The following is a 15292-nucleotide window of genomic DNA, read 5'->3' as shown; positions in this document are numbered from 1 at the left end:
TCTGCACGCTGCCGGTTTTTCCATAAGGAGTCCCCCCATGAATCCGTCTCTTTCTCCCGCCGCTGCGCCAGCCGCCTTGAGCGCGGCCCGTGCCGCAGACATCCGCCAGGCCTTTGCCGCAGAACGTGCCAAGGGCCTGCGCGCCAAGGAAGCGGCCGAAGCTGCCGGCACCAGCGAAGGCGAGGCGATTGCCGCCCATGCCCAGCAGTGGCAGCCGGAGGGCAGCAGCTTGCAGGTGCGGGTACTGGCAGCACCCGAGGGCGCTTGGGTAGAGGTGCTCAAGGCGCTGGAAGCCTGCGGCCCGGTGATGGCCTTGACCCGCAATGCCAGCACCGTGCATGAGAAGACCGGCGTCTACGCCAACCTCAGCGCCGGCGGTGAGCTGGGGGCCCAGGTGGGCATTGCGCTGAATGAGGACATTGACCTGCGCCTGTTTTTTGCCAGCTGGCATGCCGGCTTTGCGGTGACCGAGACCTCCGCCCATGGCGGCAGCACGGTGCTGCGCAGCCTGCAGTTCTACAACCGCGCAGGCCGGGCAGTGCACAAGGTCTATGCCCGCGATGCCAGCGATCTGCAAGCCTGGCAGGCGCTGGTCGAGCGCTTTGCGGTGGCTGCTGGCGCCAGCGTGCCCGGCTTTGATGCGCCAGAGGCGCGCAAGCCCGTGAGCGTCCCTGCCGACAGCAGCGTCGATGTGCCCGCCCTGCAAGCCGCCTGGGCCGGCATGAAGGACACGCATGAATTCTTCAGCATCATCAAAAAAGCTGGCGCCGAGCGCCAGCAGTCCTTCCGCCTGGTGCAGGGCCAGTTTGCCTGGCCCCTGGCCAAAGACAGCGTGACCGCCTTGCTCAACGAGGCCAGCTTCTCGGCCACGCCGATCATGGTGTTTGTCAGCAGCGGCGGCTGCATCCAGATCCACAGCGGCCCGGTGCAGCGCATCGAGCCGATGAGCAGCCCCAATGCCGAATGGATCAATGTGCTGGACCAGGGCTTCAACCTGCATCTGCGCACCGATCTGATCGCCCATGCCTGGCTGGTGGAAAAGCCAACCAGCGATGGCACCGTCACCTCGGTCGAGCTGTTCGACGCCTATGGCGACCTGATGGCCATGTTCTTTGGCGCGCGCAAGCCCGGCAAGCCGGAGCTGGCGGGCTGGCGCGCGCTGGCAACCGGCCTGCCGCGCCTGAACGCCGAGCCGGTCAGCGCTTGAGGAGGGCAAGATGGCTTTATTGAATCGCCGTGATTGCCTGGCCTGGGCGGCTGGCGCTGCCGCTGCAGCCATCGCGGGCCCGCTGTGGGCGCAGCCCGCCCGGCCGGTGGATGCCGGTGCCAAATCGGTGCTGCAGCCCTTTGTCGGCGTGCAGCCCCAGGTGGCGGCCAAGCGGCTGGTCAGTTTGAGTGGTGCGCTCACCGAAATCATCTACCTGCTGGGCGCCGAGCCGCTGCTGGTGGGCAGCGACACCACCAGCAACTACCCGGAGGCGGCCGACAAGACGCCCAAGGTGGGCTATGTGCGCCAGTTGGCGGCCGAGGGCGTGCTCTCACTCAAGCCCGATACAGTGATCGGCACGACCGAGGCCGGCCCGCCGGTGGTGCTGCAGCAGATTGCGCAGGCCGGCGTGACCGTGGCCCTGGTGCAGTCCGACCACAGCTGGGACGAGGTGCTGCGCAAGATCCGTCTGGTGGGCCAGGCCACCGGCAAGCAAGCCCAGGCCGAGCAGCTGGCGCAGCGCTTGCAGGCCGACTGGGACCAGACCCAGGCCCAGGTGCGTGCCAGTGTGGCTGCCGGGCGCGCGCCGCGTGCGCTGTTTGTGCTGTCGCACAGCGGCTCGCCCCAGGTCGCAGGCCAGGCCACGGCGGCCGATGCGCTGCTGCGCCTGGGCGGTGCCACCAATGTGATGCAGGGTTTCCAAGGCTACCGGCCGCTGACGGCCGAGGCCATGGCGCAGGCGGCGCCGCAGGTGATCGTGACCACGACGCAGGGCCTGGAGGCGGTGGGCGGTGCGGAGAAGTTCTGGGCCCGGCCCGAGCTGGCGCTGACCCCTGCGTTCAAGAACAAGACCATGGTGGCGCTGGAGGCAAGCCAGCTGCTGGGCTATGGCCCGCGCTTGCCGCAGGCCGTGCAGGCGCTGCACCAGGGCTTGCAGGCCATCCAGCCATGAGCGAAGCGGCGCGTGTGCGCATCAGCGCGGGCGCCCCGCACAGCCAGCCGGCAGCAGCGGGTTTGCATGCGGTGGCGCCATCGCCAGCCCCCGCTGCGGGGGCGGCTGGCAGCGCCGCGCGCAAGCCCAGTCGGCGCCCGGCGCAGCGGCGCCTGGGCAAATCCAGCACCCTGGGCCTGATGGCCTTGCTGGTGCTGGCGGCCTTTGTGTTTGCGGCCGGGCAGGGCGCGTTTGCGATCGATGCGGCGCGCCTGCCGGGCATCACCTGGAACGCCTGGCTGCACTGGTGGCAGGGCGCGGGCGCTGCCAGCCCGGGCGCCAGCACCGAGCAACTGGTGTTTGCCACCATCCGCCTGCCGCGTCTCATCCTGGGCCTGGCAGCCGGTGCGGGCCTGGGGCTGGCCGGGGCGCTGATGCAGGGGCTGTTTCGCAATCCGCTGGCCGACCCGGGCCTGATTGGGGTCAGCAGCGGCGCGGCCTTGGCGGCGGCTGCGCTGATTGTGATGGGCGCGCTGTGGTTTCCGGCGCTGCCGCGCAGCCTGGGCAGTTGGCCGCTGATGCTGACCGCGTTTGGCGGCGGCCTGGGTACCACGTTTTTGATCTATGGCCTGTCCCAAACAGGGGGCGGCACGCGCATTGGCGTGATGCTGCTGGCGGGCGTGGCCATCAATGCGCTGGCGATGGCTGGGCTGGGCCTCCTGAGTTTTCTGTCCACCGATGAGCAGCTGCGCAACCTGCAGCTGTGGCTGATGGGCAGCCTGGGCAGCACGCGCTGGCCGGTGGCCATGGCGACCTGCGCCGTGGTGGCCGTGGCCCTGCTGATCGCCCAGCGCCTGGCCCAACCCCTCAATGCCATTGCCTTGGGCGAGGCCCAGGCCAGCCTGATGGGCGTGGGGGTGGAGCGCACCAAGCGCCTGGCCGTGGTGCTGGCCGCCCTGGTCGTGGGTTGCATCACGGCCGGCTGCGGCATGGTTGGCTTTATCGGTCTGGTGGCCCCGCACTGGGTGCGCATGCTGGCCGGGCCGGACCACCGGGTGGTGCTGCCCGCATCGGCCTTGCTGGGCGCTGCGATGGTGGTGTTTGCCGATGCCTTTGCGCGCACGGTGGTGGCGCCGGCCGAGCTGCCGCTGGGCGTGCTGACCGCCCTGGTCGGCGTGCCGCTGTTTTTGGCCATGCTGCGCCAGTTCCGGCGCCAGCTCTGAGGGAGGCTGCAGATGTTCAATCCCTTCAAAACTTGGGGCGCTGCCAAGCGGCCTGCGCCGCAGTCCGCATCCAGCGGGCCCGTCAGCAGCTGGCGCCTGGAGCACCTGGCCGTCGGCGTGCCCGGCGGCGATACCCTGGTGAGCCTGCACACCCGCATTGAGGCAGGCCGGGTCACCGCCATCGTCGGGCCCAATGGCGCGGGTAAATCCAGCCTGCTGAGCACGATGACGGGCCAGTGGCAGCCCCATGGTGGTCAGCTGCTTTTTGATGGGCAGCCGCTGGCACGCTGGTCGTCCGAGCAGCTGGCGCTGCGCCGCGCGATGATGATGCAGGACGGTGGCGTGGCCTTTGACTTTACGGTGCAGGAGGTGGTGGAGCTGGGGCGCTATACGCACCGGCTCCAGCCCAGCGCCGATGAGGCCGGCATTGTGGAGCGTGCGATGGCGCTGACCCAGGTCAGCGCCTTTGCCCAGCGCAGCGTGCGCAGCTTGTCAGGCGGGGAGCGGGCGCGCACGCATCTGGCGCGGGTGCTGGCCCAGCTCTGGGAGCCAGCAGCCTGCGGCGGCGCGCGCTGGCTGCTGCTTGACGAGCCCACCGCTGCGATGGACCTGGCCTGGCAGCACCAGACCATGGCTTTGCTGCGCGACTGGGCGCATGCGGGGCCGTCTGCCGGGGTGGGTGTGATTGCCGTGGTGCATGACATGAACCTGGCATTGCGCTATGCCGACGATGTGCTGCTGGTGCATGGTGGCGGCTGCCTGCATGGCACCGTACATGAGGTGTTGACACCCGAGACCATTGCCCAGGTCTGGGGCGTGGGCTGCTTTGCCACCCAGGCGCCGGATGGCACGGCCCAGTATCTGTTCGCGCAAACTTAAGCGGGCCTCAGCCCGCCGAGTTTGCTGATTGCGTGCTTGCTTATTCCAGCGGCTCGTCGTCGGGCGTGCACTGGCGCTTCAAGCTCTGCGCCTCATAGTCCAGCGTCTGCTTCATCGCGCCGCCCAGCAGTGCTGCATCGATGTGCAGATGAAAGTTGTCACCGGTATTGGTCTGCTTGGCCTGGGCCGTCAGCATCTTGCCGCAGGTCACCGTCCAGCTCTTGTTGTTCTTGTCCAAGAGCTTGCTGTCCTTGATGCGGCACTGGCTGAAATGCTTGGACAGGATCAGATCGGGGTAGAGAAAGCCGTCCTTGTCCACCAGCTCGGGGCCGATGCAGCGGTCCTTGGTGCGGGGCGCCTTGGCGGGTTTGTTGCCGATGGCCGATTTGGTCTCGGTCACGGAAAAAGCGCCCGGCTGCGCGGCTTGGGCGGGCAGGGCGGCCAGCAGCGCGGCACAGAGGCCGGCGCTGGCGATCCAGGTCAAAGTTGTGTTCATGCTTGAACTCCTGAGCGGCGGCCCATCCACACGGGGCCGTGATCGCTTGGTTATAGCAGGCGCGCATGCGGCCTGCTGTAAAGCTGTGCGAAGCAAGGGTAACGTTGCGCATCCCTACCGCGCAGCGTTAGGGAAAAAGCCAGTGGCCGCGATGGGCAGCCATCAGCAGCAATGGGCAGCGATTGGCAGCGATTGGCAGCGATTGGCAGCGATTGGCAGCGCGCCGCTCACTCGTCCTGCTTGAGGTCCTGCAGCACCACGGCGGCAATCTCTTCGATGGACTTGTGCGTGGTCGACAGCCACTGGATGCCGGCGCGGCGCATCATCGATTCGGCCTCGGCCACTTCCATGCGGCAGTTCTGCAGGCTGGCGTAGCGCGAGTCGGGGCGGCGCTCATTGCGGATCTGGGACAGGCGCTCGGGGGCAATCGTCAGGCCAAAGATCTTCTTCTTATAAGGCAGCAGCGCCGGGGGCAGCTGTTGGCGGTCAAAGTCTTCGGGGATCAGCGGGTAATTGGCCACTTTGAGGCCAAACTGCATCGCCAGGTACAGGCTGGTAGGCGTCTTGCCGCTGCGGCTCACCCCCACCAGGATCACATCGGCACCGGCCAGGTCATGGTTGGTCTGGCCGTCATCGTGCGCCAGGCTGAAATTGATCGCCTCCATGCGGTCAAAGTATTCCTTGCTCTCGCTGATATCGGTAAAGCGGCCAATGCGGTGGTGCGACTTGGCGCCCAGCTCGTCTTCCAGCGGCTGGACAAAGGTGGCAAACATGTCCATCACCAGGCCCTTACAGTGCTCATGCACCACCTTGACCGTCTCGGGTTCGACCAAGGTTGTGAAAACAATGGGCTTTTTGCCTTCCTTGTCGGCCGTGTGGTTGATCTGGTGCACGGCCTGGTGGGCCTTGTCGACCGTGTCCACAAAGGGCAGGCGCACCGCACGGGTGGTGATGTCGAACTGCTTCATGATGGCGCGGCCAAAGGTCTCGGCTGTCACGCCGGTGCCATCAGAGATAAAGAAAATGGTGCGTTGGTGCATGTTGGGCCTAAGAACCTGTTTACGATCTCCTCGCGCCGCGACAGTGTCTTTGCGAGATGGGATGCGAGGCGCAATACCGCAGCAATAGCCATGCTATTGCGAGGATTTGCAACGACGCAGACCGCTCGCAAAGCCACTGTCCCGAAGGGTTGGAGTGAAATCGGGCGATTTCTGCGCGCTGGCTCTTGCTTGCACCCCGGTGCAAGCTGCGAACCAGCCCTTCGAACTCATCCCGATTGCACTCCAACGCGGCTGCGTAGAGATCGTAAACAGGTTCTAGGGCTACATCGGCGGTAACGGGCGAATTCTGTCGCAGGCGGTGGACGGTTGCCTGCGGGGTTTGTCATTGTTGACCACGGTGTTCAGCAAGTCGCAAGCAAAACGGCGGCGGCACGCCTACAATGACGCCCATTATTCACATTTCCCGCATGTACTCCGGCCTACCAGTACAAATACAAAGCCAGATGTCCGAGCCCGCAGCGGCCGGGCAGGAGTCTATGCGTGCGTGCCATTGCCCCCACTGCGGCCATGGGCGCCCGAGCCAGTTTTTAACTTCCGGAGCTTCACCATGTCCAACCTCTACAGCGCGACCGCCCTGGTCGTACCGTTTGAGAACCTGAGAATGACCGACGTCGAGGTCGTAGGCGGCAAGAACGCCTCGCTCGGCGAAATGATCTCGCAACTGCCGCAAGGCGTGCGCGTGCCGACCGGCTTTGCCACGACGGCCCACGCCTTCCGCGAGTTCCTGGCCCACGAAGGCCTGGCTGACAAGATCAGCGCCAAGCTCGCGGCGCTGGATGTGGACGATGTGCGCGCGCTGGCCCAGGTCGGTGCCGAAATCCGAGCCATGGTCGAGGCCCAGCCTTTCCCGCTCGATCTGCAAAAAGCCATTGCCGAGGCCTTTGTGACTCTGCAAGCGGGCAATACCGAGGCCTCCTTTGCCGTGCGCTCGTCAGCTACCGCAGAAGACCTGCCTGACGCCTCTTTCGCCGGCCAGCAAGAAACCTTCCTCAACGTGGTGGGCATCGACGATGTGCTGCACAAGATGAAGGAAGTGTTTGCCTCGCTCTACAACGACCGCGCCATCTCCTACCGCGTGCACAAGGGCTTTGAGCACGACGTGGTGGCCCTGTCGGCCGGTGTGCAGCGCATGGTGCGCTCGGACAAGGGTGCCGCAGGCGTGATGTTCACCATTGACACTGAGTCGGGCTTTGACCAGGTGGTCTTCATCACCTCCAGCTACGGCCTGGGTGAGACCGTGGTGCAGGGCGCCGTGAACCCGGACGAGTTCTATGTGCACAAGCCCATGCTCGAAGCGGGCAAGCAGGCGCTGATCCGCCGCAACCTGGGCTCCAAGCTGCTGCAGATGGTGTTTGCAACGCCTGAAGAAAAAGCCGCCTCCGGCAAGCTAGTGAGCACCACCGATGTCAGCCCCGAGCTGCGCAACCGCTATTCGCTGACCGATGCCGAAGTGCAGGAGCTGGCGCAGTACGCGCTGGTGATCGAGAAGCACTATGCCCGCCCGATGGACATCGAATGGGGCAAGGACGGCACCGACGGCAAGCTCTACATCCTGCAGGCACGCCCTGAGACGGTGAAGAGCCAGTCCAAGGGCCAGGCCGAACAGCGCTACAAGCTCAAGGGCAGCGGCACCGTGCTGGCCGAAGGCCGCGCGATTGGCCAGAAGATCGGCACCGGCCGCGTGCGCCTGGTCTCCGACATCTCGCAGATGGACCAGGTCGAAGCCGGCGATGTGCTGGTGACAGACATGACCGATCCGAACTGGGAGCCGGTGATGAAGAAGGCGGCGGCCATCGTCACCAACCGCGGTGGCCGTACCTGCCACGCCGCCATCATTGCGCGCGAGCTGGGCATCCCTGCCGTCGTGGGCTGCGGCAATGCCACCGAGCTGCTGAAGAACGGCACCCTGGTGACGGTCAGCTGCGCAGAAGGCGACACCGGCCGCATCTATGACGGCCTGCTCGAAACCGAAGTGACCGAGGTCAAGCGTGGCGAGATGCCTCCGATCAAGACCAAGATCATGATGAACGTGGGCAATCCCCAGCTGGCCTTTGACTTTGCCCAGCTGCCCAACGACGGCGTGGGTCTGGCGCGTCTGGAATTCATCATCAACAACAACATCGGCGTGCACCCCAAGGCCATCCTGGACTACCCCGCTGTCGATGCCGACCTGAAGAAGGCCGTTGAATCCGTGGCCCGTGGCCATGCCTCGCCGCGCGCTTTCTACGTGGACAAGATCACCGAAGGGGTGGCAACGATCGCTGCGGCGTTCTACCCCAAGCCGGTTATCGTGCGCATGTCGGACTTCAAGTCCAACGAGTACCGCAAGCTGATCGGTGGCAGCCGCTACGAGCCCGATGAAGAAAACCCAATGCTGGGCTTCCGTGGTGCAGCGCGCTACATCTCCAAGGACTTCGGCGAAGCCTTCAAGATGGAGTGCGAGGCCTTGAAGCGCGTGCGCAACGACATGGGCCTGACCAATGTCAAGATCATGATCCCGTTTGTGCGCACGCTGGACCAGGCCAAGCGCGTGACCGAGCTGCTGGCGGCCAATGGCCTCCAGCGCGGCGAGAACGGCCTGGAAGTCATCATGATGTGCGAAGTGCCCTCGAACGCCATCCTGGCCGATGAGTTCCTGGAGTACTTCGACGGCTTCTCGATTGGCTCGAACGACCTGACCCAGCTGACCCTGGGCCTGGACCGTGACTCCGGTCTGGAGCTGCTGGCCGCCGACTTTGACGAGCGCGACCCTGCCGTCAAGAAGATGCTCGAGCGCGCCATCACCGCCTGCCTGGCCCAGAACAAGTACGTCGGTATCTGTGGCCAGGGCCCTTCGGACCACCCGGACTTTGCGCAGTGGCTGGCGGACAAGGGCATTGCCTCGATCTCGCTGAACCCCGACAGCGTCATCGACACCTGGCAGCGCCTGGCCGCCAAGTAAGCGGCACTGCCCTGCCACCAGCACGGTGGCAGGCACCCCACAAGGCGTCAAAATCAAAAAGCCAGTCAGAACCTCTGACTGGCTTTTTTACGTTCTCGGGATGCTGCAGCCGGCCAGGCCGGCTAAAGGCTCAGGCGCTCAGCTTGGCGGCCAGTGCGGCGACCTTGGCGCCCTGGGCAAAGGCCAGTTCCAGCTCGGGGGCGGAAGGCTGGCGCGAGCCATCGGCACCGGCCAGCGTGGCGGCGCCGTAGGGCGAGCCGCCCTTGGCCTGGGACAGGTCAAACTGCGAAGGCAGGCCAAAGCCGGCGGGCACGATCACCATGCCGTGGTGGGCCAGGGTGTTCCAGAACGAGGTGACGGTGGTTTCCTGGCCACCCAGGGTGCCGGTGGAGGTGAACACGCTGCCCACCTTGCCCGACAGCGCGCCCTTGGCCCACAGGCCCCCGGTCTGGTCGAGGAAGCTGCGCATCTGGCCGCTCATATTGCCAAAACGGGTGGGGGTGCCAAAGATGATGGCGTCGTAGTCGGCCAGCTCGGCGGGCGTGGCCACGGCTGCGGCCTGGTCTGCCTTGCCGCCGGCGGCCTGGAAGGCTTCCTGGGGCATGGTCTCTGGCACACGCTTGATGACGACCTCGGTGCCCGCCACGCTGCGCGCGCCTTCGGCGATCTTGCCGGCCATGGTCTCGATGTGACCGTACATGGAATGGTAGAGAACCAGAACTTTAGCCATGGTGAATATTTCCTTTGTCGATAAATACGGACCGCAACCGCGGTGAGGAGCGCCTGCTTGCGATCTGTTTTTGGCGCCTGTATCCACTGTAGGGCTTGGCTGCTGGTTTGGGGTGCCGCTGGTTTGAACGCAGCGTTGCATGGATTTGAACAATCGCTGCAAGCCCACCCACCCGCCAACAGGCCGGCGGCCATCACCAGGCGCTGCGCCCCAGCAGCAGCTTGCACAGCGCCTGCACCTTGGGTGAGGCATGGCGTGTGCGCGGGTAGACCAACGACAGCTCGCGGCTGCGGCCTTCGAGCGCGGGCAGCAGCCGCTCCAGCCGGCCATCGGCCAGCGCATCGCGCACCGCAAAGCCCATCACCTGGGCGACGCCCAGGCCGGCGATCGCGCCTTCTATCAAGGGGTCGCCACTGTCAAAGCGGATGGCATGGGGTGCGGGCCAGTCGATGGTGCTGCCATCGGGCAGGCGAAACTGCCAGGGCACGGCAAAACCCCGGTAGTGGTTGTAGACCGACAGGCAGCGGTGCCTGGCCAGCTCTTCCAGGTTTTGTGGCCGGCCATGGCGGGCGGTGTAGGCGGGAGAGGCCACTGTCACCCAGTGCAGCGGCGGCAGTGGCCTGCCGATCATGCGGCTGTCGAGCAGGGGGCCAATGCGCACCGCTGCGTCAAAGCCCTCGTCCACCATGTCCACCAGGCGGTCGGTAAAGCTGGCCTCGATCTGCAGGCCCGGGTGCTGCTCTAGTAGCTGGCCGAGCAGGGGCGTCAGCACCACACGGCCCAGCACCGAGGGTGCTGTCATGCGCAGCACGCCGGTGGGCTCGCAGCGCCGGTCCAGCAGCTGCTGCCTGGCATCGTCCAGCCCGGCGATCAACGCGGCACTGCGGTCCACCAGCAGGCAGCCATCGGGAGTCAGCGACACATTGCGGGTATTGCGGTGCAGCAGGCGCGTGCCCAGCTCGGCCTCCAGCTGCGCAATGGCGCGGGAGATGCGCGACTGCGTGGTACCCAGGCAGTGCGCGGCCTGGGTAAAGCTCTTGTGCTCGGCCACCTTGATCAGCATCTGTACCGCGTTCAAATCCATGGGGCTGCTCCTGCCAAACTATTGATTCATTTTTGCATAAGTAAAAGATAGATTTTCTGTTTATCTTCGTTATTGATTTAAATACCATGTCGCCATGACCGGTCATCACCCGCCTGCAGCTGCTGCCCCAGCACTGCAGGTCCGTATGTTTTGGAGTGATGAAGTGACCCTTGAAAAACCTGTGCACCCAACCGTGGTGCTGCGCCATCCGCGTGCCGCGCTGGCCTTGCTGTCGTTTGCGCAGCTGCTGATTGCGCTCGATGCGACGATTGTCTTTGTTGCGCTCGACGCCATCGGCCAGCAGCTGCAGCTCGATGCCCGCCACCTGCAGTGGGTCATCAGCGGCTACAGCGTGGCCTTTGGCGGCTGCCTGCTGCTGGGCGGGCGCTGTGCGGACCTGCTGGGCCAGCGCCGCATGTATGTGGCAGCCATGGCGCTGTTTGGCCTGGCCTCCTTCGCTGGCGGCTTTGCGCATCTGCCCTGGCAATTGGTGGCGGCGCGTGCCGGGCAGGGCGTGGCAGCGGCGCTGCTGTTCCCGGCCACCTTGTCGATGATCAATACCTTGTATGCCGCAGGCGCTGAGCGCAACCGCGCGCTGGCGGTGTGGAGTATGGCCAGTGCCGGCGGGCTGGCGGCCGGTGCCCTGCTGGGTGGCTTGCTGACCCAGACCCTGGGCTGGCACTGGGTGCTCTGGGTGCTGGTGCCGATTGCCTGGCCTTGCGCGATTGCCGCAGGCCGCTACCTGCCGGCGATGCCTGCAGTGCCCGCTGCGCAGCGACGTTTTGACCTGCTGGGCTGCATCAGCGTGACCGTGGGTGCCAGCGCCTTGGTGGCGCTGCTGGTGCAGGGCCCGCAATGGGGTTGGGCTGACTGGCGCACGGCGGGCCTGCTGCTGCTGGCGCTGGCCGCGCTGGGCCTGTTCTGGCGCACCGAGGCGCGGGTGGCAGCGCCCTTGATGCCACTGGCCATGCTGCGGGTGGGCAGCTTGCAGACCAGCATGCTGCTGGCCATGCTGTTCATGAGCAGCTATGGCGTGCAGTACTACTTTCTGGGCCTGTATTTCCAGCAGGTGCTGGGCTGGAGCCCGCTGCAGGCCGGCCTGGCCTTTGTGCTGCCAACGGCGGTGTGCACCTGGGGCATACGCCTGGCCGAGCGCGGCCTGGCGCAGCACGGTGTGCGTACGGTTCTGCTGCGGGGCTGGGCCGCCGGTGTGCTGGGCATGGTTTGGATGGCAGCGGTGCTGCCGCTGGCCGGCAACTATGCCTGGCTGGTGCCCGGCTTTGTGGTGATGAGCCTGGGCCAGGGCGCCAGCTGGACCGGCATGTGGGTCCTCGTGGGCCAGGGCATTGCACCTGCGCGCCAAGGCGTGGCATCGGGGGTGGCCGCCACCGCGCAGCAGGTGGGCGCGGCGCTGGGCCTGGCCTTGCTGGTAATGCTGGCAGCAGCGCCGCTGGCCGGCCTGGAAGGGGCCAGCGCCGAGACCCTGCGCCAGGCCAATGCCCAGGGCCTGCAGCATGCGCTCTGGGGCGCAGCGGGCCTGGCCTTGCTGGCCTGGTTGGTCTGCCTGCGCATGGCCAAGCCGCAGACCCAAGCCCGCAGCGCATCCCAGGGGGGCGACGAAGCAGCGGCTTGCGCCTGAGCCAGCTGTGCCGCGTCAGGCGGCGGCCTGAGGTGGTGGTGTCGCCGGTGGACTTACAGCGGCTGCACCAGATACACGCAGCGCTGGCCGCCTTCGAGCAGGTATTCGCTGCGCTCCAAGGTCGCGAGGCCTTCGACCACCTCCTGGAACAGCGCCTGCTCCGAACGGCAAAAGCCCCGGCAGCTTTGCGCCGCCGCGCAGATCGGGCAGTGGTGCTCCACCAGCAGCCAGCCTTGCGGGTGGGGCTCGACATGGGCCATATAGCCCTCCTGGGTGCGGACCTCGGCCAGCTGGGCCAGGCGCTCGGGCAGGCCGGGGGCGGTGCAGGCCTGGCGGTAGCGGCTGCGTGATTGCGCTTCGCGCTCGCTGATCAGGCCGTCCATGCCCTGCTGGCCAAACAGTTTTTCGATCGCGCCAATCAGCTGCACCGTGAGCTGGGCATGGGCGTCGGGGAAGTAGCGCTGGCCCGCTGCGGTCAAGGTCCACAACTGGCGCGGCCGGCCCGCACCGGCCGGCTTTTGCAGATCGGCCTGCACGAGGCCCTGGTCGGCCAGCTTGTTGATCTGCTGGCGGGCGGCCTCGGCCGTCATCTGCAGCGCGCGCGCCAGGTCGGCCGTGCTGGCGGGGGCCTGGCGCTTGAGGGCCTCGAGCATGCGCATGGTGGACGAGGGATCGATGGGGGGCGATGGCATTTATTTATACAAGTGATAGCTTGTTTTATTGTTTGGGGCGAGGAATTATCAAAGACAATGCTTGCATTATTTCATAACCAGGAATGGCATGGCATCGTCCTCTTCATCACCCCTCACCACGGCCGCTGCGCCGGTGCCCGAAGCACCTGCCGGCTGGGCCCAGCTGCTGGGCCGGCCCCATGGTCTCAAGGCGCTGGCGCTGACCGGCGCGGTCGCCATGCATGCGATCAATGTGCATATCGTCACTACCATCCTGCCCTCGGTGGTGCAGGAGATTGGCGGCCTCGCCTGGTATGCCTGGAGCACCACCTTGTTTGTTGTGGCCTCGATCATTGGCGCGGCGCTGGCGGTGCGCATGCTGGCCCGCTGGGGCGCGCGCGGCGCCATGCTGGCAGGCCTGCTGGTGTTTGGCCTGGGCAGCTTGCTGTGCGCGACGGCGCCATCCATGCCGATGCTGCTGCTGGGCCGCGCGGTGCAGGGCCTGGGCGGTGGCGCGGTGGGGGCACTGAGCTATACCTTGATCCGGCTGGTGTTTCCGCCCGCGTTATGGCCGCGTGCCATTGGGCTGATCTCGGCCATGTGGGGCGTGGCCACGCTCAGCGGTCCCGCGGTGGGCGGCCTGTTTGCCCAGGCCGGCCAATGGCGCCTGGCTTTTGGCGCCTTGTTGCCCTTGCTCGTGCTGCAAATGCTGCTGGTGCAGCGCCAGCTGGCCCCGCAGCGCCTGCTGCGCAGCACACCCGCGCAGGACGGCGGCATTGCCGGCTTACAGATCGCGCTGCTGGCGCTGTCGGTGCTCTTGGTGGCTGCCGCCAGTGTGGTGACTGCGCCGCTCTGGCAATGGCTGCTGAGCGCGGCCGGCTTGCTGGCTGGTGCGGCTGCGATCTGGCATGAGCGCCGCGCCCGCCGCCGCTTGCTGCCCCAGGGCGGCACGGCGCTCGGCCAGCCGCTGGGCATGCTGTACGCCGCCGTCGCCTTGCTGCTGGTGGGTACGATGACGGAGGTGTTTGTGCCCTATCTGCTGCAGCACCTGCATGGCCTGCAGCCTTTGACAGCCGGCTATGTGACGGCCTTGCTTGCGGGCGGCTGGTCCGTGGCCTCGGTGCTGTTCTCGGGCAAGAGCGGCCGGGCGGGCCGGGCGCTGATGCTGATCGGCCCGCTGCTGTGCACCTTGGCCCTGGTGGCCTTGGCGCTTGCGATGCCCTGGCAGGGGATGGCGGCCCTGGTGGTCTGCGGCATCGCGCTGGCGCTGCTGGGATTGGGGGTGGGCATGGCTTGGCCCCATGTGCTCAATGCCATCATGCACAGCGCCAGTGCAAAGGAGGCCGACAGCGCCGCATCGGGCATCACGACGGTGCAGCTCTATGGCATGGCGGTTGGCGCGGCGCTGGTGGGCCTGGTGGCCAATGCGCTGGGGCTGACCGCGCTGGCCGACCCGGCAGCGCTGGGCCGCTCGTCCTTCTGGTTGTTTGCGGTGTTTGCGCTGTTCCCAGCGCTGGCGGCCTGGTCGCTGCGGCGGTTTTTGCGCGGTGCTGCAGCGCCCTGAGGCATAAAAAAACAGCGGAGCCACCTGTGTGGTCTCCGCTGTTGTGGCGGTGCTGGAGCGGCTGTTTAGCCCAGCAGCAGCGCATCATCGGCAAGTTTTTCGCCGCGCACCTTCTCGAACATCTGCAGCAGATCGGGCACGTCCATCTGGGCGCGCTCCTCACCGCTGACGTCGAGGACCACCTGGCCCTGGTGCAGCATGACGGTGCGGTCGCCCACATCGAGCGCCTGGCGCATGCTGTGGGTCACCATCATCGTGGTCAGCTGGCCTTCCTCGACGATGCGGGCGGTGAGCTTGAGCACAAAGTCGGCGGTGCGCGGATCGAGCGCGGCGGTGTGCTCGTCGAGCAGCAGAATGCGCGAAGGCTGGAGCGCTGCCATCAGTAGGCTCACGGCCTGGCGCTGGCCGCCCGAGAGCAGGCCGATGCGGTCGGTCAAACGGTTTTCCAGGCCCAGGCCCAGGGTGGCGAGCTTTTCGCGGTAGAGCGCACGGTTGGCTTGCTTGACGGCCTTGGACAGGCCGCGAAAGTTGCCGCGCTCATGCGCCAGGGCCATGTTCTCTTCGATCGACAGGTCTTCGCAGGTGCCGGCCATCGGGTCCTGGAACACGCGGGCCACCTTGTGCGCGCGGTCCCAGACGGGCTTGCGCGTCATGTCTTCACCGTCGATGACGATGCTGCCCGAGTCGACCATCAGGTCGCCGGAGATGGCGTTCAAAAAGGTCGATTTGCCTGCACCGTTCGAGCCGATGACGGTGACGAACTGACCGGCGGGAATGTCCAGCGCCATGCCACGCAGCGCGCGGGTTTCGATCGGGGTGCCGGGGTTGAAGGTGATCTTGAGGTCTTTTGCGCTCAGCATGTCTCT

General features: G+C 66.3%; 13 protein-coding genes. 7 read left to right on the top strand and 6 right to left on the bottom strand.

Annotated features, from left to right (window positions below; translation table 11 throughout):
• The first annotated feature begins 37 nt into the window (after positions 1 to 37).
• From WH367_RS13575 to WH367_RS13560, 4 genes are read left to right on the top strand one after another with little or no spacing between them, the layout of a single operon-like run.
• Positions 38 to 1207 carry a hemin-degrading factor gene (locus WH367_RS13575; protein ID WP_339536528.1) on the top strand — a complete coding sequence of 390 codons (1170 nt, stop codon included), beginning with the start codon at positions 38 to 40 and terminating at the stop codon, positions 1205 to 1207.
• 10 nt (positions 1208 to 1217) lie between these two features.
• Positions 1218 to 2159 (top strand): heme/hemin ABC transporter substrate-binding protein, encoded by a 942-nt coding sequence (locus WH367_RS13570; RefSeq protein ID WP_339536527.1) that lies wholly within the window; start codon positions 1218 to 1220, stop codon positions 2157 to 2159.
• A complete protein-coding gene (locus WH367_RS13565; protein ID WP_445228113.1) occupies positions 2156 to 3361 on the top strand; it encodes a FecCD family ABC transporter permease in 1206 nt (401 codons plus the stop codon). Before WH367_RS13570 ends, WH367_RS13565 begins: the two co-directional genes overlap by 4 nt.
• Before the next feature lie 12 nt (positions 3362 to 3373).
• A complete protein-coding gene (locus tag WH367_RS13560; RefSeq protein ID WP_021026836.1) occupies positions 3374 to 4240 on the top strand; it encodes a heme ABC transporter ATP-binding protein in 867 nt (288 codons plus the stop codon).
• 40 nt (positions 4241 to 4280) lie between these two features.
• Here the strand turns inward: WH367_RS13560 and WH367_RS13555 are convergent, their stop codons facing one another.
• Positions 4281 to 4736: a hypothetical protein gene (locus tag WH367_RS13555; protein WP_339536526.1), complete on the bottom strand. Its 456-nt coding sequence runs from the start codon at positions 4734 to 4736 to the stop codon at positions 4281 to 4283.
• A 227-nt stretch (positions 4737 to 4963) separates the two neighbouring features.
• Positions 4964 to 5776, bottom strand: coding sequence for a posphoenolpyruvate synthetase regulatory kinase/phosphorylase PpsR (gene ppsR / locus WH367_RS13550; protein WP_021026838.1), 813 nt, complete (start codon positions 5774 to 5776; stop codon positions 4964 to 4966).
• A 568-nt stretch (positions 5777 to 6344) separates the two neighbouring features.
• Here ppsR and ppsA point away from each other — a divergent pair.
• The gene (ppsA, locus tag WH367_RS13545; RefSeq protein ID WP_021026839.1) at positions 6345 to 8738 is read left to right on the top strand and encodes a phosphoenolpyruvate synthase; all 2394 of its coding nucleotides are present in this window, start codon (positions 6345 to 6347) and stop codon (positions 8736 to 8738) included.
• Between the two features lie 130 nt (positions 8739 to 8868).
• Here ppsA and wrbA read toward each other — a convergent pair whose 3' ends face one another.
• Both wrbA and WH367_RS13535 read right to left on the bottom strand, forming a co-directional pair.
• On the bottom strand, positions 8869 to 9468 hold the full coding sequence (gene wrbA / locus WH367_RS13540) for an NAD(P)H:quinone oxidoreductase (RefSeq protein WP_339536525.1): 600 nt from the start codon (positions 9466 to 9468) through the stop codon (positions 8869 to 8871).
• A gap of 193 nt (positions 9469 to 9661) precedes the next feature.
• Positions 9662 to 10552: a LysR family transcriptional regulator gene (locus WH367_RS13535; protein ID WP_339536524.1), complete on the bottom strand. Its 891-nt coding sequence runs from the start codon at positions 10550 to 10552 to the stop codon at positions 9662 to 9664.
• A 163-nt stretch (positions 10553 to 10715) separates the two neighbouring features.
• Between WH367_RS13535 and WH367_RS13530 the strand changes: the two genes are divergently transcribed.
• Positions 10716 to 12191, top strand: coding sequence for an MFS transporter (locus WH367_RS13530; RefSeq protein ID WP_339536523.1), 1476 nt, complete (start codon positions 10716 to 10718; stop codon positions 12189 to 12191).
• A gap of 53 nt (positions 12192 to 12244) precedes the next feature.
• Here WH367_RS13530 and WH367_RS13525 read toward each other — a convergent pair whose 3' ends face one another.
• Entirely contained in the window at positions 12245 to 12883 is a 639-nt protein-coding gene (locus WH367_RS13525) for a helix-turn-helix transcriptional regulator (RefSeq protein WP_312986447.1), read from the bottom strand.
• A gap of 88 nt (positions 12884 to 12971) precedes the next feature.
• On the opposite strand from WH367_RS13525, the gene WH367_RS13520 reads away from it, so the two are divergent.
• A complete protein-coding gene (locus tag WH367_RS13520; RefSeq protein WP_339536522.1) occupies positions 12972 to 14426 on the top strand; it encodes an MFS transporter in 1455 nt (484 codons plus the stop codon).
• A gap of 65 nt (positions 14427 to 14491) precedes the next feature.
• Here WH367_RS13520 and WH367_RS13515 read toward each other — a convergent pair whose 3' ends face one another.
• Positions 14492 to 15286: an ABC transporter ATP-binding protein gene (locus WH367_RS13515; RefSeq protein ID WP_021025996.1), complete on the bottom strand. Its 795-nt coding sequence runs from the start codon at positions 15284 to 15286 to the stop codon at positions 14492 to 14494.
• Positions 15287 to 15292: the final 6 nt, after the last annotated feature.

The sequence above is a fragment of the Comamonas sp. MYb21 genome (assembly GCF_037479395.1).
Lineage (GTDB): Bacteria > Pseudomonadota > Gammaproteobacteria > Burkholderiales > Burkholderiaceae_C > Comamonas.
This window is presented reverse-complemented; position numbering and strand designations above follow the sequence as displayed.

What these genes read in the sequence shown, in the direction of transcription:
- WH367_RS13575 (WP_339536528.1), top strand. Translation starts at nt 38, where the DNA reads ATGAATCCGTCTCTTTCTCCCGCCGCTGCGCCAGCCGCCTTGAGCGCG.
- WH367_RS13570 (WP_339536527.1), top strand. Translation starts at nt 1,218, where the DNA reads ATGGCTTTATTGAATCGCCGTGATTGCCTGGCCTGGGCGGCTGGCGCT.
- WH367_RS13565 (WP_445228113.1), top strand. Translation starts at nt 2,156, where the DNA reads ATGAGCGAAGCGGCGCGTGTGCGCATCAGCGCGGGCGCCCCGCACAGC.
- WH367_RS13560 (WP_021026836.1), top strand. Translation starts at nt 3,374, where the DNA reads ATGTTCAATCCCTTCAAAACTTGGGGCGCTGCCAAGCGGCCTGCGCCG.
- WH367_RS13555 (WP_339536526.1), bottom strand. Translation starts at nt 4,736, where the DNA reads ATGAACACAACTTTGACCTGGATCGCCAGCGCCGGCCTCTGTGCCGCG.
- ppsR (WP_021026838.1), bottom strand. Translation starts at nt 5,776, where the DNA reads ATGCACCAACGCACCATTTTCTTTATCTCTGATGGCACCGGCGTGACA.
- ppsA (WP_021026839.1), top strand. Translation starts at nt 6,345, where the DNA reads ATGTCCAACCTCTACAGCGCGACCGCCCTGGTCGTACCGTTTGAGAAC.
- wrbA (WP_339536525.1), bottom strand. Translation starts at nt 9,468, where the DNA reads ATGGCTAAAGTTCTGGTTCTCTACCATTCCATGTACGGTCACATCGAG.
- WH367_RS13535 (WP_339536524.1), bottom strand. Translation starts at nt 10,552, where the DNA reads ATGGATTTGAACGCGGTACAGATGCTGATCAAGGTGGCCGAGCACAAG.
- WH367_RS13525 (WP_312986447.1), bottom strand. Translation starts at nt 12,883, where the DNA reads ATGCCATCGCCCCCCATCGATCCCTCGTCCACCATGCGCATGCTCGAG.
- WH367_RS13520 (WP_339536522.1), top strand. Translation starts at nt 12,972, where the DNA reads ATGGCATCGTCCTCTTCATCACCCCTCACCACGGCCGCTGCGCCGGTG.
- WH367_RS13515 (WP_021025996.1), bottom strand. Translation starts at nt 15,286, where the DNA reads ATGCTGAGCGCAAAAGACCTCAAGATCACCTTCAACCCCGGCACCCCG.